Source organism: Pseudomonas sp. PDM17 (assembly GCF_014851985.1).
Lineage (GTDB): Bacteria > Pseudomonadota > Gammaproteobacteria > Pseudomonadales > Pseudomonadaceae > Pseudomonas.
Genome location: NZ_JACVAT010000001.1, coordinates 576,281 through 595,755 on the forward strand (window position 1 = coordinate 576,281; position 19,475 = coordinate 595,755).

Genomic DNA, 19,475 nt, shown 5'->3' on the forward strand with positions numbered 1-19,475 from the left:
CGCCATGAAGCCGGGCCCATGCCCGGCTTTTCCTTGCGCCAGAGCGGCGGAAGTGAAATTTCCTGTTACAGGTTCGACGCTGGAGTGCGACAATTCGGGCCCGGCGGCACTGCAATTGGCCGTCGATGTCATGGATACGATTCAGGAGATTCACCCTATGGATGGCAAAGCCCTCTTCCTGGCTGCCTTGCTCGCACAGGCTGTCGCCGCCCCGGCGTTCGCCGCTCCCGCCACCTCCAACCAGAGCGAAGCCCCCGCGGCTGCCGCTGCTCCCGCCGCCGCCGAGTCGGACGAGGAGATGTCGCCCGAGACCTTCGTCGCCAGCCTGCACTTCCAGAAGGGCAAGGTGGTGGTCGGCGACAACCTCGCGACCTTCGACCTGCCGGACAATTTCGTCTTCCTCGACGGCAAGGATGCCGAGCGCGTCCTCGAAGCCTGGGGCAACCCACCCAACGACGAGCCGCCGCTGGGCATGCTGATGCCGGCCGGCGTGTCGCCCTTCGACGCCGAGTCCTGGGCGGTGACCGTGCAGTACGAGGAGAGCGGCTATGTCTCCGACGAGGATGCGGCGAAGATCGACTACGCCGAGATGCTCAAGGACATGCAGGACGACCTCAAGGAAGCCAACCCGCAGCGCGAGCAGCAGGGCTTCGAGGCCATCCAGCTGATCGGCTGGGCCGCGCCGCCGCGCTATGACGCCGCAGAGAAGAAGCTGTACTGGGCCAAGGAGCTGCAGTTCGGCGACGCCAAGGAACACACGCTGAACTACAACATCCGCGCGCTGGGCCGCAAAGGCGTGCTGGTGCTGAACTTCGTCGCGGGCATGGAGCAGCTGCCGGAAATCGAGAAGAACGTCAGCAAGGTGCTGGCGATGACCGAGTTCAACCCGGGAAGCCGCTATGTCGACTTCAACCCCAGCGTTGACAAGGTCGCCGCCTATGGCCTGGGCGCGCTGATTGCCGGCAAGGTCGCCGCCAAGGTCGGCCTGTTCGCCACCCTGCTGGTCCTGCTGAAGAAGCTGTGGATTCTGCCGGCGCTGGCCATCGGCTGGATCGCCCGCCGCTTCAAGCGCAAGCCGTCGAGCGAGGGCTGATTCGACGGCCCGGGTTTCGAGGCATAAAAAAGCCGGGCATTGCCCGGCTTTTTCTTTGGTCCTGAAGGATCAGCCTTTCTCGCCCTGGACGGCCTTGCCGCCCACGGTGCCTTCCTTGAGCATGATCTGGTATTCCTTGCCGTCGGACTCCTGCTGGTACAGGCGCACGAGGAGGAAGTCCCAATCCTTGGCGAACCAGAGGATGGTCTTGCGGTTGCTCTTGGTGGGGTCGCGCACGCGCTCCACCTTGATCGCGGTGATCAGGCCGGCCTGGGTGCGGACCTTTTCTTCGCCGAGCACGCGGAAGTCGTAGGTATCGGTATCGGTACCCTCGATCACCTGGTAGCTCATGGCCTTCTTGCCGACGGCCACGTCATGCTGCAGCGCGAGCTGGTAGGTGGACTTGTCCAGCTGGCCCTTGTTCAGCGGCTGGCGTACCTGGTCGCCACGGTCGCTGCCCAGCACCTGCTTCTCGGCCCAGTCGAAATCGAGCTCGGTCTGCTTGTTCTTGCCCAGGCCTTCGCGGGCCCAGCGGTAGGTCAGTGGCAGGTAGGTGTCGTTCTCGACCTTGAACGTGCTGGTCTCGGTGAGGCTGGCAAGCAGCATGGACGCCTTGAAATCCAGTTCCCAGCGGCCGCCGTCGCCTTGCTTGAGGCTGCGGGAAGCGGTCCCGCTGATCGGCATCTGTTTCCAGTCGGCGGTGTAGCTGGCCTCGAACGGCTTCAGCTCGAAAGCCTGGGCCGGCAGGGTCAGTACAGCCATCAGGAACAGCAGGGCTCTACGCATCACGAATCTCCTAGGTTCGGTACGAATGGCCGGATGCGGGCAGAAGCTCCCCATCCAGCGTGGCGCCATGTTCACCCAGCCTGACTCGGCCTTCGGCGAACCAGCGCATGGCCAGCGGATAGATCACATGTTCCTGCACGTGAACGCGCTGCGCCAGCGTTTCCGGCGTGTCGTCAGACTCTACCGGGATTGCCGCCTGTACGACCAGCGGACCGCCATCAAGTTCCTCGGTGACGAAGTGCACGCTGCAGCCGTGCTCGGCGTCGCCAGCCTCCAGCGCACGCTGGTGGGTGTGCAGGCCCTTGTACTTGGGCAGCAGGGACGGATGGATGTTCAGCAGACGCCCCTGGTAGTGACGCACGAAGTCCGCGCTGAGGATGCGCATGAAGCCGGCGAGCAGCACCAGATCGGCGTCGAAGCCGTCGATGGCCTGGATCAGCGCGGCGTCGAAGCTTTCGCGGTCGGCGTAGGACTTGTGGTCGAGGAAGCGAGTCTCGATGTTGGCCTTTCGCGCACGCTCCAGGCCATAGGCGTCCGCGCGGTTGGAGATCACCGCGCGGATCACCGCCGGCGTATCAGCGCCGGCGAGACTGTCGATCAGGGCTTGCAGGTTGCTGCCGGAGCCGGAAATCAGCACCACGACATTGCAAGGTGTGGACATCAGTGGCCTTTCAGGTTGTTCAGGACCACGCGCTCGGCGTCAGCGGCGCAAGCGTCGATGCGGCCGATGACCCACGGCTGCTCGCCGGCGTCACGCAGGGCCTTCAGGGAAGCCTCGACCTGATCCTGTGCAACGCAGATGACCATGCCCACGCCGCAGTTCAGCACGCGGTGCATTTCGGTCTCGTCGACGTTGCCTTTTTCCTGCAGCCAGTCGAAGACCGCCGGGCGCTGCCAGCTGGCCACGTCAACCACGGCCTGGGCGTTGTCCGGCAGAACGCGCGGGATGTTGTCCAGCAGGCCGCCGCCGGTGATGTGGGCCATGGCCTTGACCGCGCCGGTCTGCTTGATCAGCTGCAGCAGCGGCTTCACGTAGATGCGGGTCGGGGCCATCAGTAGATCGGCCAGGGGCTGGCCGTTCAGCTGGGTGGATTCGATGTCGGCACCGGAGACTTCGATGATCTTGCGGATCAGCGAGTAGCCGTTGGAGTGCGGGCCGGAGGAGGGCAGGGCGATCAGGGCGTCGCCGGCGATCACTTTCGAGCCGTCGATGATCTCGGACTTCTCTACCACGCCGACGCAGAAGCCGGCCAGGTCGTAGTCTTCGCCTTCGTACATGCCCGGCATCTCGGCGGTCTCACCGCCGACCAGGGAACAACCGGCCAACTCGCAACCGGCGCCGATGCCGGTAACCACGGTGGCGGCCACGTCGACATTGAGCTTACCGGTGGCGTAGTAGTCGAGGAAGAACAGCGGCTCGGCGCCGCACACGACCAGGTCGTTGACGCACATGGCGACCAGGTCCTGGCCGATGCTGTCGTGCTTGTTCAGGTTCAGCGCCAGGCGCAGCTTGGTGCCGACGCCGTCGGTACCGGAGACCAGTACGGGCTGCTTGTAACCGGCCGGGATTTCGCACAGAGCGCCAAAGCCACCCAGGCCGCCCATGACTTCCGGACGCGCGGTGCGCTTGGCGACGCCTTTGATGCGTTCGACCAGGGCTTCGCCGGCGTCGATGTCCACACCGGCGTCCTTGTAGCTCAACGAGGGTTGCTTGTTGCTCATAAATCCAGGCCTATAGAAGGGATGATTCGTCTTGCCGCCGGGTGCGCCGTTCGCGCTTCCCGGCCTGCGCGGGAGGCGCGGGATTTTATCAGGCTTGCCCGGCAGCGGCCATCTCGCGCTGTTGCCGCTGGCCGGACGGCTGTTTAAGGTATAGGCCTTCCTTGCCAGCTCGTTGCACGCTGGCATCTTCGTTTTTGCCGCGAGAGCCCGCCATGCGCCTGACCGCCCGCCTGTTGATCCTCTGCCTGTCGCTGTTCAGCCTGCCGTCCTTCGCTGAAACGCTGGGCAACCTGTACCAGGTGCACGAACCGGTCGCTTCCCAGCAGCCGGACGAGCGCAATGCCGGCCTGACCCGTGCCCTGCAGACCCTGGTGCTGCGCCTGACCGGCAACGCCAGCGCCGCACAGAGCCCGGCGCTGGCCGGCTACTTCAAGGACCCGCAGCAACTGATCAGCCAGTACGGCTTCGAGAACGGCCCGCCCATGGCGCTGGTCGTGGACTTCGATCCGACCGCCACCGACAACGCCCTGCGCCAGGCCGGTCTGCCGGTCTGGGGTGCGAGCCGGCCGAGCGTGCTGGCCTGGTGGCTGAATGAAAGCGCCAACGGCAGCAGCCTGGTGGGCGACAGCCAGGAAGCCTCCGCCCCGCTGAACCGTGCGGCCCAGCGCCGCGGACTGCCGCTGCGCCTGCCGATGGCCGACCTCAGCGAGCAGCAGGTCGGCACTGCCGAGAACCTCAATGCCGCCCAGCCTGACGCTCTGAAAGCTGCCTCCGAGCGCTACGGCGCCGATGCCCTGCTGGCGGTGGACGCCAAGGAAGCCGACGGCAAGTGGACCGCCACCTGGCGTGTGTGGATGGGCGACGGCCGTGAACAGGGCCAGGCCCAGGGCGATACCCCGGACGCGCTGGCCGATGCGGTGATGCTCGGTGTTTCGCAGCGCCTGTCGCAGCGTTTCGTCGGTTCGGCAGGCACGGCTTCTGCCCAGGTCCTGCAGATCGAGGGCGCCGACCTGGCCCGTTACGCCGAAGTCTCGCGCCTGCTGGAGCCGATGGGCGCCAAGCTGGTGGAAGTCCAGGGTAACAAGCTCGTCTACCGCGTGACTGCCAGCGCCGAGCAACTGCGTGCGCAACTGGCGCTGGCCCGCCTGCAGGAAGCCCCGGCCGAGCCGGCGCAACCCGCGGTCGACGCCAATGGCCAGCCGGTGCCGAACGCAGCCGTTCCGGCCCAGAACACCCTGCGCTTCCACTGGTGACGAGCGCTACGGGGGCGGGCAAAGTCCCGCTTCCTGGCGTCGGTGGCTCTGAGTCGCACGTGGTAGCTGCGTTATCCTTCTGATTTGGATAAACTTTCAGTCACCAAGGCCCACCCCAAGCGATTGAAGAAACGCCGGCCCGGCATGACTCCTATGCAGCTCCCACTCAGCGTACGTCTGCGCGATGACGCAACGTTCGCCAACTACTACCCCGGTGCCAACGCCGCGGCGCTCGGCTATGTCGAGCGACTGTGCGAGCCCGAGGCGGGGTGGACGGAAAGCCTGATCTATCTCTGGGGCGCCGAGGGCGTGGGCCGCAGCCACCTGCTGCAGGCTGCCTGCATTCGCTCCGAGCAGCTGGGTGAGCCGTCGGTCTACCTGCCGATGGCGGACCTCGTGGCCTACGGTCCGGAAATCTTCGACAACCTGGAACAGCGCGAGCTGGTTTGCCTGGACGATCTTGATGCCCTGGCCGGCAAGCGTGAGTGGGAAGAGGCGCTGTTTCACCTGTTCAACCGCCTGCGCGATTCTGGCCGCAAGTTGCTGCTGTCTGCCTCGGTGTCGCCGCGCGAGCTGGGGGTGAAGCTGCCGGACCTGAAATCCCGCCTGACCCTCTCGCTGATCTTCCAGCTGCACCCGCTGACCGACGACGAGAAGCTGCGCGCCCTGCAGCTGCGCGCTTCGCGCCGGGGTCTGCACCTGACCGACGAAGTGGGACGCTTTATCCTTACTCGCGGCGCGCGCAGCATGCAGTTCCTCTTCGACCTGCTGGACGAACTGGACAAGGCCTCGCTGCAGGCCCAGCGCAAGCTGACCATTCCCTTCCTCAAGGAAACCATGGGCTGGTAAGCCCCGGTTTCCTCGATTCGCGGTTTCCGATCAGGCGCTCGTCGCTTCCTGTTGTGGCTCCTGGCCTTCGCCCGCCAGTTTGCGGTCGTACTGGAAGCGCCAGCGCGTGTACATCAGCGCCGAACAGAACAGCGACACGCTGAGGATGATCTCTGCCCAGCCGAAGATGGCGTGGTTGGGATCGAAGGCGTTGAGCACGCCGAGGATGAAGTACAGGTTGATCACGTAGCACGCCCAGGCGTGGCCACGCGCGCTGCCAATCAGGATCCCCGGCGCCACCACCAGCAGCGGCAGCAGCTTGAAGCCGAGGAAGGCCCACGGTACCCAGTGCGCGCCACCGTGGGCGTCGGCAAACAGCACGTCCCAGATGACGATGAGCAGAATCAGCCCGATGAAGCTGCCGAGGGCGACCGCGCGGCTGGCGGCCAGCCGGGGTTTGAGCCATTCCATGGGCGGCAGCGGTTTGTTCTTGCGGGCCATTCAGCTCTCCAGTTTGCGGGCAACTTCGGCCAGGCGCTTGCCCAGCGCGCGGCACAGGGTGATTTCGTGTTCGTCCAGGCTGCGCTTACCGTCGGCTGTGGCGAAGTGGCTGGCGCCGTAGGGCGTGCCGCCGCCGCGGGTTTCCAGCAGGGCGGGCTCGCTGTAGGGGATGCCGGTGATGAGCATGCCGTGGTGCAGCAGTGGCAGCATCATCGACAGCTGGGTGGTCTCCTGGCCGCCGTGCAGGCTGGCGGTGGAGGTGAACACAGCCGCCGGCTTGCCCACCAGGCCACCGGTCAGCCACAGGCTGCTGGTGCCGTCGAGGAAGTACTTGAGCGGCGCGGCCATATTGCCGAAGCGGGTCGGGCTGCCGAGGACGAGGCCGGAGCAGTCCTTCAGGTCATCCAGGTTGGCGTAGAGCGCGCCTTCGGCCGGGATATCCGGGGCGACGGCTTCGCATTCGGTGGAAACCGCCGGCACCGTGCGCACGCGCGCTTCCAGTCCGCCCTGCTCGACGCCACGGGCGATCTGCCGCGCCATTTCGGCGGTGGCGCCGTGGCGGCTGTAGTACAGGACCAGGATATAGGGAGTGCTCAAGGCAGGATCTCCAGTACCTTCTCCGGCGGACGGCCGATCACTGCCTTGTCGCCAACGATGACGATCGGGCGCTCGATCAGCTTGGGATGGCTGGCCATCGCCGCGATCAGCTGGTCATCGCCCAGTGCCGGGTTGGCCAGGTCCAGTTCCTTGTATTCGTCCTCGCCGGTGCGCAGCAGCTGGCGTGCGCCGATGCCCAGCTTGCCGAGCAGCGCCTTGAGTTCGGCGGCGCTGGGCGGGGTTTCCAGGTAGCGCACGATGGTCGGCTGGAGACCGCGCTCTTCTAGCAATTCGAGGGCGCCGCGGGATTTGGAGCAGCGCGGATTGTGGAAAATTGAAATCTGGCTCATGTGCCGGGACTCGCAAGGCCGATGAAGTGGCGGCTATTCTAACCGCCTCCTCGGACTGGACTGAACCGCTGTCGTTCGCCGCGATCTACGAGGACGGATTTTTCAGTGCAGCCAAAGGACACTTCATGCACGAACGCTTGCAGGGCCTGGTCGAATTCGGCCGCTATCTGGTCCAGCGCTTCCTGGCCGACAAGGCGCCCAACAGCGCAGCAGCCTTGACCTACACCACGCTGTTCGCGGTCGTTCCGATGATGACTGTGACTTTTGCCATGCTCTCGGCAGTTCCGGCCTTCGAGGGCATGGGGGAGCGCATCCAGCTGTTCGTGTTCCGCAACTTCGTGCCATCCACCGGCGAGGCGGTCGAGGCCTACCTGCGCAACTTCACCGTGCAGGCGCGGCATCTGACGTGGCTGGGCGTGGCTTTCCTCGCGGTCACGGCCTTCACCATGCTGGTGACCATCGAGAAGGCTTTCAATGCCATCTGGCGTGTGCGTCAGCCGCGCCGGGGCGTGACTCGTTTCCTGCTGTACTGGGCGATTCTCAGCCTGGGCCCACTGTTGCTGGGCACCGGTTTCGCCGTGTCCACCTACATCACTTCGCTGTCGCTGCTCTCCGGCCCCCATGCGCTGCCGGGCGCGGCGATGCTGCTGAAGTTCATGCCGCTGCTGGCCAGCGTGGCGGCCTTCACCCTGATCTACGCGGCAGTACCCAATGCGCGGGTGCCGTTCCTTCACGCGCTGGCGGGAGGCGTCTTCACCTCGATCCTGTTCGAGGCGGCCAAGTCGCTGTTCGGCTTCTATGTGAGCTTCTTCCCTGGCTACAAGCTGATCTACGGCGCCTTCGCCACCGTGCCGCTGTTCCTGCTCTGGGTGTACCTGTCGTGGCTGATCGTGCTGTTTGGTGCCGAGCTCGTCTGCAACCTGTCCTCGACCCGGCTCTGGCGCCGCCGCGCCCTGCCGCGCCTGCTGGTGATCCTTGGCGTGCTGCGGGTGTTCTTCGACCGTCAGCGCCACGGCCTGCCGACGCGCCTGGTGCATCTGCACCGCGCCGGTTGGCTGCTGCCTGAAGACGAGTGGGAAGAAGTGCTGGATTTCCTCGAGGGCGAGCAACTGGTCTGCCGTGCCGGCTCGACCACCGCGGCCTGGGTGCTGTGCCGCGACCTGGGCAGCTACAGCCTGCATCACCTGCTCAACCGCAGCCCCTGGCCGCTGCCTTGCCTGGAGGCGCTGCCGGCGGAGCTGGATGAGCCCTGGTACCCGGAATTACGGGAAACGCTGGCGCGCTACCAGGCGGATCGTCAGGCGCTTTTCGGTGACAGTCTGGCGAAATGGTTGAAGCCGTCACATTCCGAGTGACGCAAAACGTCAGTTTGCGGCGAATCTGATGCTTTGACAGCTTTGTACCACTTCAGAAATGCGCCATTTCTGGCTATTTCAGAATTGGCACAGTTCTGGCTATGGAGGATTCAGGACACAGGAGTCCTTCAGAAGTTCCTCCAAGGCCAGCGAATCCATGAAAAAAGACCAGAACAACGTAGTGCACCTGCATCAGCGCGATCTGACGAGCGCCCTGGAGCGGTTGAATAGAATCACTGGTCTGCAGTTCAGCAGCTGGCCCGAATCGCTCCTGCCGTCCGTCTCGCAAGAGGCCGCCGAACCCGCTGCAGCCGAGTCGTCGGACGACGACACGCTGGTACGTCAGCTGGGCTGAATCTTCACAGGCTGGTGGCTACCGGACGTGTTGCGCCGGCCTGCTGTTCCACCGCCTGCATGAAGACTTCCTCGGCGATTACCCGCGACAGGGGAATGGCCGCGCGCAGCTTGATCTGCGCGTCCTCGATCCGCTGGGAGAACACCAGGCGCGCCACGCCAGACAGCAGGATGCGGCTCTGCTTGTTGATCGTGCCATGGTCGATCACCACTTCCCGGCTGCGCTCGCCATCGCGGTAGCTGAGCAGCAGCGTCACCGGCAGGTCCGCCACGCCGGGCAAATGCAGCCAGACCGCGACATTGAAGTCGGCCAGGCGTCCCCCGTTGGCCGCATTGGCCGGCCGTGCGCTGGCGACAATATGGCTGGGAACCTTGCTGACAAGCTGGTCTGTAGGCTGCATCGGGCTGTCCTGTCGATGGAGGCTGGCGTACTTGGCGCCAGTCGCATTCTGAAGGCCGCTGAATAGTCGGCGAACGAGAGTCGTCCCGGAAGTCAGGACGAACGTTCGAATTATAGGGAGGAGGCTCCCAGGCATTCCGGGCTTACTGCCGATCTTGCCTGTGACATTTCTCCCAAAATCGACAATCAGGCCAGGCGCAGCGGGTGGCGAGCTACCAATGGCGTGCTGAGGTTGGCGACGGGCAGCGGCAGGATGGTCTGGTTGTCGAAGCTGGCCAGTTGCAGCCACAGGTTCTCACCTTCGACGAACTGCCCCTGGGCTACCCAGAGCCCGTGATACCAGCCGTTGCCCGGTTCCGGCGTACTCTGCAGGACGCCGGGGTGACGCTGTGCGTCAGGCGCGCGGCGCAGCCAGACCGGACGGGGAAGTCCCTTCAGGTAGCGCAGGCCGAGGTGCAGTCCATCGTTGTTGAGGTGCCGCCAGCGCACCACCGCAAGGGTTGGCGTGCCGCCGTTGCCGGGAATCAGCAGCAACTGGCCGACCGGCAGCTGCCCGGCCTGCTGGCCGGTGCAGAGGATGCGGGCACCGCCTGCGCTGGCGTCCATCAGTGCCGCTTCACGGCAGGGACTGGTCGAACTGTCCAGCAGGTGCTGCTGAATAGCCGGAAGGCCGACGACTACGCGGCAGGTGCCCTTCTGTTCGGCACGCTCATGACGGCGCGTCTGGTGTCCAAGCCAATGCTGGCGGACGCGCTCCAGCAGCACGGCCTGGTCCAGGCGACGCAGTGGCGCCGGGTCGTGCAGGGCAATCAGCAGGGCGCCCAGTTCCAGTCGGCGCAGTTGATCGGCCGGCGCGTCAGCAGCCTGTTCGACTGCAAGGCAGGGCTCGTCCGAGCCAAGGTCGACGACGAAGCCTTCCTGTTCCTCATCGTCCCAGGGCAGCAGGCGGCCCAGCGCGGCCAGCGGCGCCAGGGCTGAGAACAGCTGGGGGGCTTCGCCTTCAGTCAGGTGGAACGGGTTGCTCAGGGCCAGCAGCAGGATCTGCTGGTACAGCCCGCGCAAGGTGCCGGCAGGAATCGGGTCGAAAGCCGCCGCCACCGGTTCGTCCAGGCACTCCTGATGCTCACCGATCCAGTACAGAAGGTGGCTGTCGCGCCACAGGCTGCCCGGTGGCTGCTGGTATTGCTGGTAGTGACGCAGCAGGGCCTGGGCGAGGAAGTGCTGGGCCATGTATAGGCACCAGGCCATGTGCGGCCGCGACGGCTTGCGGCCGTGCAGGATCTGCAGCAGCAGGCGCTTGAAGCCGGCGGCGAGTTCGCTGCAGAAGTGTACGAAGAGCGCTGGCGGCACCTTTTCCTGGCGAATCAACCGTTCGTAATGCCGGTATTCTTCGCTGAGGCTTTGCAGGGCGCGTTGTCTTTCCAGTAAGGTCAGCGCGCATCGGTTGAGGCGGAACAGCGTGCCCAGCGCCTTCTGCAGACCTTCCTGCAGGGGCTGTTGCCGCGATTCCTGGAGCCTGACCGCCAGGTTGCTCATTGCCTCGGCGTCTTCTTCGAGGATGTCCGGCACCTCCAGGCGCAGGGCATCGAGCATCATGACCACCCCGCATACACGAGGATTGAAGGCATGGGAGTGCGGCTCCGTATTGTGATTGGCTTGATGGCCGGCCTGATCCTGGCCGGCTGCTCGGCGGACTATGGCACCGATCAGCATGGACAGAAAGTACCCGCTGCGAGCGTAGATGGCCAGTGGCTAGTTATTAATTACTGGGCGGAATGGTGTGCGCCGTGTCGCAAGGAGATTCCCGAGCTGAATCATCTGGCGCAAGAGGGCAAGGCGAAGGGCTTCCGGGTGCTGGGGGTGAACTTCGACGGGCTGCGCGACGCGGACCTGGCGAAGGCCTCGCAGGACCTGGGCGTGCAGTACACCGTACTGGCCGACGACCCCGCGCCGCGCTACAGCCTGCCGCGCAGCGAAGCGCTGCCTGTAACCTACATCATCGACCCTGAGGGCAAGATGCGCGAGCAGTTGCTCGGCGAGCAGACCGCCGCCGGCCTGCAGGCGCGACTGAGCGCATTGCGAGAGGAGAAACAGTGATGGCGAGGGTCTGTCTGCACGGCTACATCAGCGGCAAGGTGCAGGGCGTCTATTACCGCCAGAGCACCCAGGAACAGGCAGATCGACTGGAGATCGATGGCTGGGTGCGCAACCTCGAGGACGGGCGCGTCGAGCTGTTGATCGAAGGTGAGGAGGATGCGGTGCGCGAGCTGGAGAAGTGGCTGGCGCGCGGCCCGGTGAAAGCCAAGGTGACTGCGGTGGAGCTGCAGCCGATGACACCCCAGGGCATCACCGGCTTCATCGTTCGCCGCTAGCCGTCAGTTGCTGACGCCGGGGTCCGCCGCCAGGCGACCGGCGTCGGTCATCAGGCTGTGGAGGAATTCCTTCTGCAGCTCCGGATCGTTGCGGGTCAGCTCGATCAGGCTCTGTTCCAGTTCGCTCGCCTCCTCTTCCAGGCCGAGGTCGGAGAGGCGCTTCACCCGGTGTACCCAGTGGTGCACGTCGTCACCTTCCAGGTCGTCGTAGATCAGTGCGTGGGCTTCCTGCAGCTTGCCGCGCAGGGAGCGGCTGACCAGCAGGCTGGCATCGGCGCGGGTATCGTCCGAAGGGTCCTGGACGCTGAACTGCAGGCGGCCGATGCGGCTGACTTCGTCGTCGCTGAAAGGGCCTTCCAGCAGGTTCAGGCGCAGCACGCCATGGCGGTCGGTGAGCAGCTCCTGGGAGTTCTTCCCAGCCGTGACGGTCACCGGGCGCTCCGACCAGGGCAGGCTGGAGTATTCGGTGCGCTTGTCGCGCTGCTTCTCGTCGATCGATGCCAGGTTCTGCTCGGCGCGGCCGTTGGATTCGACGTTCATGAATGGGTTCATGCCGTCTATGCCATAGCGAATCCAGCCGCGGGTGACGCTTTCGGGCAGGTTGCCGAGAGCGAACACGTTGACCACGTTGGCGCCGATGCCGCCGACGAAGGCGACGATGCCGAGCGGCATTTCGTACACCTTGCGCCAGCCTTGGTACGGCGTGTAGCGGTCGTAGCGACGGGTGACCTCGAACTCGGTGACTTCAAAGGTCTTCTGTTCCTGCACGCGAATGCGGCGCTGCGGCAGTTCCAGGGTGCCCGGCGTGCCCACGTCGATCTGCAGGCTGTGGTCGAGCAGTTTCCGCTCGACTCGCTCTTCATGCTCGCTGCGTTGCGACAACTGGTTGGCGCAGCCGCTCAGCAGGAGGCTGCCGCACAGGGCGGCAGCCGCGAGGCTTGTGGTACTTCCGGTGGACATCGCTCTGCTCAGTTGCGGATCTTGGCCGTGATGAAGGCTTGCAGGTCGGACAAGGCGACAGGCTGCGACTCGGTGTCACGGCGGCCCTTGTATTCCAGGGCGCCTTCGTCCAGGCCGCGCTCGCTGACGACGATGCGGTGCGGGATACCGATCAGCTCCATGTCGGCGAACTTCACGCCGGGGCTGGTCTTCTTGTCGCGGTCGTCCAGCAGCACTTCGAAGCCAGCGGCGGTGAGGTCTGCGTAGAGCTTGTCGGTGGCGGCGCGCACGGCTTCGTTCTCGTACTTCATCGGCACGATGGCGATCTGGAAGGGCGCCAGGGCGGCCGGCCAGAGGATGCCGCGGTCGTCATAGTTCTGCTCGATGGCGGCGGCGACCACGCGGGATACGCCGATGCCGTAGCAGCCCATGATCAGGGTGACCGGCTTGCCGCTCTCGCCCAGTACGGAGAGCTTCATGGCTTCGCTGTACTTGGTGCCGAGCTGGAAGATGTGACCGACTTCGATGCCGCGACGGATGATCAGCGTGCCCTTGCCGTCCGGGCTCGGGTCACCCTCGACGACGTTACGCAGGTCGGCGACTTCCGGTACCGGCAGGTCGCGTTCCCAGTTCACGCCGAAGTAGTGCTTGTCGTCGACGTTGGCGCCGGCGGCGAAGTCGCTCATCAGGGCGACGGAACGGTCGATGATGCAGGGCAGCGGCAGGTTCAGCGGGCCGAGTGAGCCGGGAGCGGCGCCGATGGCGGCCTTGATGTCCGCTTCGCTGGCCATCTGCAGGGGGCTGGCCACCAGCGGGTGGTTGCCGGCCTTGATTTCGTTGAGCTCGTGGTCGCCACGGACGATCAGGGCGATCAGCTTGCCTTCCTCGGCGGCGTGCACCACCAGGGTCTTGATGGTCTTCTCGATCGGCAGGCCGAACTTCTCCACCAGGGCGGCGATGGTCTTGGTCTCGGGGGTGTCGACCAGGCGCAGCTCTTCGCTGGCGGCGCCACGAGCGGTTTCGCGTGGCAGGGCCTCGGCCTTCTCGATGTTGGCGGCGTAGTCGGTGGATTCGCCGAAGACGATGTCGTCCTCGCCGGAGCCGGCCAGTACGTGGAATTCATGGGAGCCGCTGCCGCCGATGGAGCCGTTGTCGGCCTGCACGGCGCGGAAATCCAGGCCCAGGCGGGTGAAGATCTTGCTGTACGCGCCGTACATGACGTCGTAGGTCGCCTGCAGCGAGTCCTGGCTGGCGTGGAAGGAGTAGGCGTCCTTCATGATGAACTCGCGGCCGCGCATCAGGCCGAAGCGCGGACGGATCTCGTCACGGAACTTGGTCTGGATCTGGTACATGTTGATCGGCAGCTGCTTGTAGCTGTTCAGCTCGTTGCGCGCGAGGTCGGTGATCACCTCCTCGTGGGTCGGGCCGACGCAGAAGTCGCGGTCATGGCGATCCTTCAGGCGCAGCAGCTCGGGGCCGTACTGCTGCCAGCGGCCGGATTCCTGCCACAGCTCGGCGGGCTGGATGGCGGGCATCAGCACTTCCAGGGCGCCGGCGGCATTCATCTCTTCGCGAACGATGGTCTCCACCTTGCGCAGTACCCGCAGACCCATTGGCAGCCAGGTGTAGAGACCGGACGCCAGCTTGCGGATCATGCCGGCGCGCAGCATCAGCTGATGGCTGATGACGACCGCATCGGAAGGGGTTTCTTTCAGGGTGGACAGCAGGTACTGACTGGTACGCATCTTTGGCCGTTTTGTCGGTTGCGAAGGGGAATATAGGCTGGGCATTGTACGGTGCAGGTCTGGCTGCGTACAGGGCGCGGCGGGCGGAGACGGAGGAGTGGCGTGAGTCGATTGAATGCAGCCCAGGTACAGGCGTTCATCCGTGCGGGATTGCCCATGGCGGACGAGATGGATTTCCGCATCGATGCCCTGGAGGGGCGCAGTGCCTTCGCGCGGATCCCCTTTCATGGAAAGCTGGTGAGGCCGGGCGGAACGGTGTCCGGGCCGACCATCATGGCGCTGGCGGACGCGGCGATGTACGCGGTGATCCTGGCGCAGCTGGATAACGTCGAGATGGCCGTTACTTCCAACCTGAATATCAACTTTCTCAGCAAGCCGAAGCCGGAAGACCTGTTGGCCGAGGCGAAGATATTGAAACTGGGGCGGCGGCAGGTGGTTTGCGAAGTAGCTGTCTACTCGGTCAGCAATCCGCAGGAGTTGGTCGCCCATGTCACCGGCACTTATGTATTGCCGATGTAACAGATACGTTCAAAGTTGTAGGTAAGTTGCAATAAAAAAGCCCGGCAGAAGCCGGGCTTTTTAGTTACCTGCAGTTCGTTCTGGATTACAGAACGGACAGCGGGTAGTCGATGATCAGGCGGAATTCATCAACGTTGCCTTCAGCCTGGTCGGCGTTGGCGCGGTGCCAAGCCTGACGAGCGCGGAAGGACAGGTCTTTTGCCGGGCCGCTCTGGATAACGTATTTGGCTTCCAGGTTGGTCTCGCGATGTTTGCCGTCCGGACCATAGCCGTAGTTGGCGTAGGGGCTGGTCGGATCGATCTTGTCGCCGTCGATGTCCTTACCGTAGATGTAGCGGCCCATGAAGGTCAGGCCCGGAACACCGTACTCGGCCATGTTCAGGTCGTAACGGCCTTGCAGGGATTTTTCACCCGGGCCGTTGAAGTCGGAGTACTGAACGGAGTTGGCGAGGAAGATCGAGTCGCCGCCGGCGTTGTTGTCGCCGATGCCGATGTAGTCGAACGGAGTGTTGCCGTTCACCTTCTGGAAGGCCAGGGTCAGGGTGTGCGCGCTGATGGTGTAAGCAGCGGCCAGCGAGAAGGTGTTGTTGCTGATGTCACCCAGCTTGGCGGAGCCAGCATCGGTAGTGCGGTAGTAGTTGAAGTCCAGGCCGAGGGACTGATTGTCAGCGATCGGCAGGGTGTAGTTCAGGTTGACGTAGTACTGGTTCCACAGGTCTTCGACCTTGGCGCCGTACAGAGAAGCCGAGAGTTGGTCATTGATGGCGTATTTGCCACCCAGGAAGTCAGCGCTGTTGGCGGTAACGCCACCGTACTGGGACCAGATCTCACCGTCACGGTTGGTGGTGTCCTGGCCAGTACCGGAGTAGAAGTGACCGCCTTCCAGATCCAGGCCGTCGATTTCGCTGCTCATCAGGCTGAAGCCGCTGGCGGTTTGCGGCAGCAGGCGGGTGCCGCCTACAGCGAACACCGGAGCGGTGGGCTGCATGTCGCCGAATTTCAGTTCGGTCTTGGAGATGCGGATCTTGACAGCTGCGCCGGCCTTGCCGAAGTCGTCAGCCTTGTCGCCGTCATCGTGAACCGGCAGGTTGCCAGTGCCGCCGTAGCCGCTGCCACCATCGAGTTTCAGACCCAGGTAGCCGAAGGCGTCAACACCGAAACCAACGGTGCCTTGGGTGAAGCCGGAGTTGTAATTGGCCCAGAAACCTTGGGTCCAGTCACGGGCATCGGTGGCGCCGTCTTTCTTGTTGCGATTGAAGTAGTAGTTGCGAACCAGGAAGTTCAGGCTGCTGTCTTCGACAAAGCCTTTAGCGTCAGCCTGATTGCCTACGAAGGGCTCGGCCATTGCCAGTTGTGTGCTGCCTGCAGAAACGGCCAGGGCGATGGCGCTCCACTTCATCACTTTCATTGTGATTGCTCCTTTGGTTTTGAAATTATTCGCCATCACTAATGCCGCGGTGACGGCTCTTTCTTTTTTTGTCGGCGCTAACTTATAGCACGCGTGTTCAGTTGGCGATAGTTGCCCAAATGAACACACAAAATCTTTACGGGACTGTCGCAAAGCTGCATGACGCATGTCGCATTCAAGCAGTTCTCATGTTGCAAAAAGAGATTGCCCCCTGATTGCTTCATTGATGCTTCAGTCCTTGTGGTTCTCTATTCCATTGACCACGTCTTAAGTTCCCTCGCCTCCGCGTCCACTTCTCGAGTTGGGGTGGCCGTCGGTGCGTTGTCCTTGCCTCTAGCAACAACCGTGCACAAATGCCCGGTGCTGCCTTCACAGTGTTCGTCTTGCGACGCGTTGACGCATTTCACGGCTTCCGTTGGGGATTTGCAACATCCGCGAGCACGCATGTCGTTTTCTGGCATCCCGTAGTTGTAGCTGTTTAAACGATTTTTCGCTGCGGATTGCCGTGATTGCCGTGCAGATTCCTGCACGCGCCTGTTGTCGGGATATGCCAATCCGCGTCATGCGCGATCCTGGTGCGGCGCTGCAAAGGGCGTGCTCCGGGACGATGCGTCGGTCGGGCATGTTCGCCGGAAGGGCTCTCTAGTATTCTTCGCGCCCTTCGGCTCCCCCGTGGAGCTAGGCTTAAACAAGGCTCGTCGAACAGGAGAGGTCTTATGTTCGCCCTGGATTCCCGTCTCCAGCAGGACACCGTTGCGCTGGGTGATTTCCCGCTGAGCAGCCTGCTGTTGATGAATGACTCGCAGTACCCGTGGTTCATCCTGGTTCCGCGTCGCGAAGACGTCAGTGAGATCTTCCAGCTGGATTCTGCCGATCAGCAGCAGTTGTGGCGCGAGGCGACTCAACTGGCGGAAGTGCTCAAGGATACTTTCGACGCGGACAAGATGAACGTGGCCAATCTTGGCAACGTCGTCAGCCAACTGCATGTGCATGTGATTGTGCGCAAGCAGGATGATGTCGCCTGGCCGGGACCAGTCTGGGGCAAGCACCCGGCGGTTCCCTATAAAGAAGAAGAACTGGCGCGGGTGCGCGAGAAACTGCGCATGGCGCTGGGCGATGGCTTTCGCTTCAGTCAGGAGTGAATGATGGATCTGGAGACTCGAGTGATGGACCTGGAGAGCCGGCTGGCCTTCCAGGATGACGCATTGCAGACCTTGAGCGACGTGGTCTACGAGCAGGAGCGGGTGATCGAGCGCACCCGCCTGCAGATGCAGGCGCTGCTCAAGCGCCTGGAAGACCTGCAGGGCCAGGTTGGCGTCGCGGAAGATGACGCTCCGCCGCCGCACTATTGAGCCGCGCTGTTAATAGGTGCAGAAATGAAGAAGCCCGCCGATTGGCGGGCTTTTTCATGGAGCTGTGAATCAGCGGCGGTTGGGCAGGGCGGCGATCACGTCTTCCGCCTGCAGGCCCTTGTCGCGCTGGACTACCGAGAACTCCACGCGCTGCCCTTCGATCAGGATGCGGTGGCCCTCGCCGCGAATGGCGCGGAAGTGGACGAAGATGTCCTCGCCCGAGTCGCGGGAAATGAAGCCGAAGCCCTTGGAGGTGTTGAACCATTTCACGGTGCCGGTTTCGCGGTTCTCGCCGAGGAAGGTTTCGATGGGGGCGTGGGGACGTGTCGGGTTCAGGTTGGCGGCCCATTGCAGCACGACTGCGCCGGCCAGGCTCAGCAGTGGCAGCACGATGGCTGGCTGTTCGCCGATGAAAGGCAGCGGCGCGAGCAGGATAAGCACCTGCAGCACCACGGCCAGGACCACCAGGGCGGTGGCCAAGCCTTGCAGGGCTGAAGGCTGTTTCAGGTGGCTGCCCGGCGCGAGCAGGAGGCTGGTCAGGCCGAGCAGGGCCAGATAGATGGCATCGCTCTGTTGCAGATAGGGCAGGGCATCACTGCGCAGACTCGGGATAAGGGACAGCACGAGTGCGGCGACGCCCGTCACGAGATGGACGATCTTGAGCATGGCTACGGATTCACCTTGAGCGGGTAACGAAAAAAGAAGCAGCCGTCCCCAGGTGCGACGCCGGAAAGGAAAATGAAAGCGTGCTGGGCGGCCTATGCGCGAAACGCACGGCGGTTATTTAACAGCAAACCACTTGCCTTCTCAAATCAACCGCTTAGGCCATTCGTAGAGTGAGAGAAGCCCGTCGGGAGTGGCGGGCCTCCTTATATAAGGAGAGTTCACTCGGCGAGCAGGCTGCGCAGCATCCAGGCGGTCTTCTCGTGTACCTGCATGCGCTGGGTCAGCAGGTCGGCGGTCGGCTCGTCCGCCGCCTTGTCGGCCAGCGGGAAGATGCTGCGTGCGGTGCGCACCACCGCTTCCTGGCCTTGTACCAGCAGGCGGATCATCTCCTGGGCGTCCGGCACGCCTTCCTCTTCCTTGATCGAGGACAGGCGCGCGTAAGCGGCGTAAGTGCCCGGCGCCGGGAAGCCCAGGGCGCGGATGCGTTCGGCGATGCTGTCCACGGCCAGGGCCAGTTCCGTGTACTGCCCCTCGAACATCAGGTGCAGGGTGTTGAACATCGGTCCGGTGACGTTCCAGTGGAAGTTGTGGGTTTTCAGGTACAGCGTGTAGGTGTCGGCCAGCAGTCGGGACAGGCCTTCGGCGATGGCGGCGCGATCCTGTTCGGCGATTCCGATGTTGATTTCCATGGTGATCTCCTCATCGTTGGCAGGGGTGATTCAAAAGCATTGGATTCGAGGCTAACACCGGGGTGGGGGCGAAGCTCTTGGTCTATATCAAGGCAATCGATTGAGCTTTTCTATTAAAGGGCTGTGCGCCTGGCTGGCTTTTACGTCGCCGGAGCCTGGCTGCAACCTGCGGATTTTTCAGGCTATAATCCGCGTCTTTGCCGCGGGACGCGGGCCCGTGGCAGTGTGATCAGTCAAGGTGCCCCATGCCGATTTACGAGTACCAGTGCCAGTCCTGCGCGCATCAGCTGGAATCGCTGCAGAAGATCAGCGATGCGCCGTTGGTCGATTGTCCGGCCTGCAAGGCTCCCGAATTGAAGAAGATGTTGTCGGCTCCGGGTTTCCGCCTGGGCGGCAGCGGTTGGTACGAGACTGACTTCAAGACCGGAGCGAAGAAGAACCTCGCCTCCGGCGATGCCTCAGCGGCCTCTCCGGCCACCGGTTGCGGTGGTGGCGGCTGCTCCGCCAGCGAATGAGCGGTTCCCTAGAATTCAAGACTTTCGAGAA

The 19,475-nt window shown here is 63.7% G+C and carries 24 protein-coding genes; 11 read left to right on the forward strand and 13 right to left on the reverse strand.

From position 1 onward, the window contains the following. Positions 1-157: 157 nt before the first annotated feature. The gene (locus IB256_RS02715; protein ID WP_192291391.1) at positions 158-1,093 is read left to right on the forward strand and encodes a DUF2167 domain-containing protein; all 936 of its coding nucleotides are present in this window, start codon (positions 158-160) and stop codon (positions 1,091-1,093) included. A gap of 69 nt (positions 1,094-1,162) precedes the next feature. Here IB256_RS02715 and IB256_RS02720 read toward each other — a convergent pair whose 3' ends face one another. Genes IB256_RS02720 through purM form a run of 3 tightly spaced genes read right to left on the reverse strand, consistent with a single transcriptional unit; the run spans position 1,163 to position 3,601 of the window. Beyond that, positions 1,163-1,879 (reverse strand): DUF3108 domain-containing protein, encoded by a 717-nt coding sequence (locus tag IB256_RS02720; RefSeq protein ID WP_081520136.1) that lies wholly within the window; start codon positions 1,877-1,879, stop codon positions 1,163-1,165. A 10-nt stretch (positions 1,880-1,889) separates the two neighbouring features. Next, positions 1,890-2,540 carry a phosphoribosylglycinamide formyltransferase gene (gene purN, locus IB256_RS02725; protein WP_081520137.1) on the reverse strand — a complete coding sequence of 217 codons (651 nt, stop codon included), beginning with the start codon at positions 2,538-2,540 and terminating at the stop codon, positions 1,890-1,892. Then, positions 2,540-3,601, reverse strand: a complete 1,062-nt coding sequence (gene purM, locus IB256_RS02730) for a phosphoribosylformylglycinamidine cyclo-ligase (RefSeq protein ID WP_192291389.1) — start codon at positions 3,599-3,601, stop codon at positions 2,540-2,542. Before purM ends, purN begins: the two co-directional genes overlap by 1 nt. A 212-nt stretch (positions 3,602-3,813) precedes the next feature. On the opposite strand from purM, the gene IB256_RS02735 reads away from it, so the two are divergent. Together IB256_RS02735 and hda are read left to right on the forward strand one after the other, a co-directional pair. Beyond that, positions 3,814-4,854 (forward strand): DUF2066 domain-containing protein, encoded by a 1,041-nt coding sequence (locus IB256_RS02735; RefSeq protein WP_192291388.1) that lies wholly within the window; start codon positions 3,814-3,816, stop codon positions 4,852-4,854. Between the two features lie 144 nt (positions 4,855-4,998). Further along, the gene (hda, locus tag IB256_RS02740) at positions 4,999-5,703 is read left to right on the forward strand and encodes a DnaA regulatory inactivator Hda (protein ID WP_024764559.1); all 705 of its coding nucleotides are present in this window, start codon (positions 4,999-5,001) and stop codon (positions 5,701-5,703) included. A gap of 30 nt (positions 5,704-5,733) precedes the next feature. On the opposite strand, the gene IB256_RS02745 is transcribed toward hda, so the two are convergent. From IB256_RS02745 to arsC, 3 genes are read right to left on the reverse strand one after another with little or no spacing between them, the layout of a single operon-like run. Then, positions 5,734-6,183 carry a DUF2069 domain-containing protein gene (locus tag IB256_RS02745; RefSeq protein ID WP_151187994.1) on the reverse strand — a complete coding sequence of 150 codons (450 nt, stop codon included), beginning with the start codon at positions 6,181-6,183 and terminating at the stop codon, positions 5,734-5,736. Then, complete coding sequence (wrbA, locus tag IB256_RS02750) at positions 6,184-6,780, reverse strand: NAD(P)H:quinone oxidoreductase (protein WP_192224075.1); 597 nt, start codon at positions 6,778-6,780, stop codon at positions 6,184-6,186. Then, entirely contained in the window at positions 6,777-7,130 is a 354-nt protein-coding gene (gene arsC / locus IB256_RS02755; protein WP_192401199.1) for an arsenate reductase (glutaredoxin), read from the reverse strand. The genes wrbA and arsC overlap by 4 nt, the downstream gene beginning before the upstream one ends. Positions 7,131-7,255: 125 nt before the next feature. Between arsC and IB256_RS02760 the strand changes: the two genes are divergently transcribed. Next, positions 7,256-8,485 (forward strand): YihY family inner membrane protein, encoded by a 1,230-nt coding sequence (locus tag IB256_RS02760; RefSeq protein WP_081520143.1) that lies wholly within the window; start codon positions 7,256-7,258, stop codon positions 8,483-8,485. A 157-nt stretch (positions 8,486-8,642) separates the two neighbouring features. Further along, positions 8,643-8,840, forward strand: coding sequence for a hypothetical protein (locus tag IB256_RS02765; protein WP_081520144.1), 198 nt, complete (start codon positions 8,643-8,645; stop codon positions 8,838-8,840). Positions 8,841-8,844: 4 nt separating this feature from the next. Here the strand turns inward: IB256_RS02765 and IB256_RS02770 are convergent, their stop codons facing one another. Continuing rightward, on the reverse strand, positions 8,845-9,240 hold the full coding sequence (locus IB256_RS02770; protein ID WP_151187992.1) for a hypothetical protein: 396 nt from the start codon (positions 9,238-9,240) through the stop codon (positions 8,845-8,847). A 185-nt stretch (positions 9,241-9,425) separates the two neighbouring features. Then, positions 9,426-10,835 carry a PilZ domain-containing protein gene (locus tag IB256_RS02775; RefSeq protein ID WP_192401200.1) on the reverse strand — a complete coding sequence of 470 codons (1,410 nt, stop codon included), beginning with the start codon at positions 10,833-10,835 and terminating at the stop codon, positions 9,426-9,428. 30 nt (positions 10,836-10,865) lie between these two features. Between IB256_RS02775 and IB256_RS02780 the strand changes: the two genes are divergently transcribed. After that, a complete protein-coding gene (locus tag IB256_RS02780; RefSeq protein WP_138215301.1) occupies positions 10,866-11,336 on the forward strand; it encodes a TlpA disulfide reductase family protein in 471 nt (156 codons plus the stop codon). Further along, positions 11,336-11,611, forward strand: coding sequence for an acylphosphatase (locus tag IB256_RS02785; RefSeq protein WP_192291383.1), 276 nt, complete (start codon positions 11,336-11,338; stop codon positions 11,609-11,611). Before IB256_RS02780 ends, IB256_RS02785 begins: the two co-directional genes overlap by 1 nt. A gap of 3 nt (positions 11,612-11,614) precedes the next feature. Here IB256_RS02785 and IB256_RS02790 read toward each other — a convergent pair whose 3' ends face one another. Further along, on the reverse strand, positions 11,615-12,571 hold the full coding sequence (locus IB256_RS02790) for a hypothetical protein (protein ID WP_138215299.1): 957 nt from the start codon (positions 12,569-12,571) through the stop codon (positions 11,615-11,617). A gap of 8 nt (positions 12,572-12,579) precedes the next feature. Next, positions 12,580-14,295 carry a proline--tRNA ligase gene (locus IB256_RS02795; RefSeq protein WP_192401202.1) on the reverse strand — a complete coding sequence of 572 codons (1,716 nt, stop codon included), beginning with the start codon at positions 14,293-14,295 and terminating at the stop codon, positions 12,580-12,582. A 111-nt stretch (positions 14,296-14,406) separates the two neighbouring features. Here IB256_RS02795 and IB256_RS02800 point away from each other — a divergent pair, with 111 nt between their 5' ends. Beyond that, positions 14,407-14,814, forward strand: a complete 408-nt coding sequence (locus IB256_RS02800; RefSeq protein WP_139791665.1) for a PaaI family thioesterase — start codon at positions 14,407-14,409, stop codon at positions 14,812-14,814. Positions 14,815-14,899: 85 nt separating this feature from the next. On the opposite strand, the gene IB256_RS02805 is transcribed toward IB256_RS02800, so the two are convergent. Then, positions 14,900-16,222: an OprD family porin gene (locus IB256_RS02805; protein ID WP_192401204.1), complete on the reverse strand. Its 1,323-nt coding sequence runs from the start codon at positions 16,220-16,222 to the stop codon at positions 14,900-14,902. Between the two features lie 716 nt (positions 16,223-16,938). Between IB256_RS02805 and IB256_RS02810 the strand changes: the two genes are divergently transcribed. Both IB256_RS02810 and IB256_RS02815 read left to right on the forward strand, forming a co-directional pair. Continuing rightward, positions 16,939-17,364, forward strand: a complete 426-nt coding sequence (locus tag IB256_RS02810; RefSeq protein WP_138215296.1) for an HIT family protein — start codon at positions 16,939-16,941, stop codon at positions 17,362-17,364. Positions 17,365-17,367: 3 nt separating this feature from the next. Continuing rightward, positions 17,368-17,574 carry a SlyX family protein gene (locus IB256_RS02815; RefSeq protein ID WP_045210356.1) on the forward strand — a complete coding sequence of 69 codons (207 nt, stop codon included), beginning with the start codon at positions 17,368-17,370 and terminating at the stop codon, positions 17,572-17,574. Positions 17,575-17,643: 69 nt separating this feature from the next. Here the strand turns inward: IB256_RS02815 and IB256_RS30855 are convergent, their stop codons facing one another. Continuing rightward, positions 17,644-18,240 carry a cold-shock protein gene (locus IB256_RS30855; protein WP_192291381.1) on the reverse strand — a complete coding sequence of 199 codons (597 nt, stop codon included), beginning with the start codon at positions 18,238-18,240 and terminating at the stop codon, positions 17,644-17,646. Between the two features lie 218 nt (positions 18,241-18,458). After that, complete coding sequence (locus IB256_RS02825) at positions 18,459-18,929, reverse strand: Dps family protein (protein WP_192401206.1); 471 nt, start codon at positions 18,927-18,929, stop codon at positions 18,459-18,461. Between the two features lie 245 nt (positions 18,930-19,174). Here IB256_RS02825 and IB256_RS02830 point away from each other — a divergent pair, with 245 nt between their 5' ends. Continuing rightward, complete coding sequence (locus tag IB256_RS02830) at positions 19,175-19,444, forward strand: FmdB family zinc ribbon protein (protein WP_192291379.1); 270 nt, start codon at positions 19,175-19,177, stop codon at positions 19,442-19,444. Positions 19,445-19,475: the final 31 nt, after the last annotated feature.